We start from the raw sequence: 1503 nt of genomic DNA on the forward strand, positions 1-1503 counted from the left end.
AATATATAAATATATATCGTCCACTCTTTGGTTCCATCAAACCATGCCTATAACGGGGCCTACCGAAATATCTTACTTGATGCATAAAGCCCCCTCTACTTTAATAGATGGCTCCATTGCCGTTCTGATATTCTGCTCTAGAGTGATTCACATCTTGCCACAACACTAATTCCCACCAACCACTAGCTCTCTGAAGTTGTATTGCAAATGCCGCTCTCTTTCATTGCATTTTTCTAATAATTGATTAATTAGTATTTTAGCAACATTGACTTTAAGTGTCAATATTTTTGTCGTTTTTTTTTATTCAATTGTACCATATTTCATTTTTAATAAAATATATCATCAATTTCAACTCTTCTATCACTTTTTTTAATATGATTAACCCACAAAAATGCTAGTTTTTAAAACTACTTTACATTATTATGGTATAATTAAGCAAAACATAAAGGAGATAATTTTATGTTTCGCAAAATACAGTCCAACAATTAATCTACCTAAATATCTTTGTAAAAGTCTTAAGAAGAGTTGGGCTACCCCCCTCTTTAATAAGTATATTTTTTCTAACATTAATTTTCTAACATTAATGAAGAACGTTTGGAAGTGCTCTATAGTGATGAAATTTCTAGACCAAATTCTCCTGTTAATGTATTAGTAGGTCTTCTTATTCTTAAAGAGAACTTTAGTTTACCAGATGAATACCCTATTGGCTCTTTAAATTTCGATATGAGATTTCAGTTGGCTTTAGGCACAACAAGTTATGAGAAACAACCTGTATCCATCAATACTCTTTACAACTTTAGAACAAGGGTCTTGGAGTATGAAAAAAAGACAGCTAGAGACCTAATCAAAGAAGAAATAGAAGCACTTGCTGCGCTTATTGAAACAGAGATGAAACTTAATGGCAAAATGCTTCGTATGGATTCTATGATGATCAGATTTTAGAATGTGAAGCATTTAAACTATTAGAACGTCTCTTAGAAGAACAAGTAGAAGTAAATGAAGAAAGCAAAAGCCTTCCTAAAGATGATTCTGAAATACTTCAAAATCCAAATGATCCAGATGCAACATATAGAGAGAAATATACCAGAAATATAGCATATGTTGCAAATCTAGTAGAAAGTTTTAATGAAGATAGCGGTGTTATTACACACTATGATCTTAAACCTAACACCTATTCTGATATTAGATTTTGTGAAGATGTGATAGATGCTCTTGGTAAAGTGCCACAAGTCAATGTATTAGTAGGTGGTGCTTACTATTCTTATGAAATGGATCAAACGGCTAAAAAACAAGGGAGCATATTAAAACCAAGTCAATTAGTAGGAAAAGCACCAATCCAAGAGAAGCTGTCATATAGTTCTTTTGAAGTAGATGAAGAAACGTAAAAAATAGTCTTATGCCCTAGTAAAAAAGAAAAAAAGGTTATAGTGTAAAGTTTAGTAATAAAAGTTATAGCAATAGTATGATTCAAGAAATAATGCAAACAAAAGAATATATTAACGA

At 31.3% G+C, this 1503-nt stretch carries 2 protein-coding genes; both read left to right on the forward strand.

The window, feature by feature from the left end:
* The first annotated feature begins 600 nt into the window (after positions 1 to 600).
* On the forward strand, positions 601 to 942 hold the full coding sequence (locus JCM14822_RS18550; RefSeq protein WP_242861574.1) for a transposase: 342 nt from the start codon (positions 601 to 603) through the stop codon (positions 940 to 942).
* 257 nt (positions 943 to 1199) lie between these two features.
* A complete protein-coding gene (locus tag JCM14822_RS18555) occupies positions 1200 to 1385 on the forward strand; it encodes a hypothetical protein (RefSeq protein ID WP_054744120.1) in 186 nt (61 codons plus the stop codon).
* Positions 1386 to 1503: the final 118 nt, after the last annotated feature.

Source organism: Cellulosilyticum ruminicola JCM 14822, assembly GCF_001311925.1.
Lineage (GTDB): Bacteria > Bacillota > Clostridia > Lachnospirales > Cellulosilyticaceae > Cellulosilyticum > Cellulosilyticum ruminicola.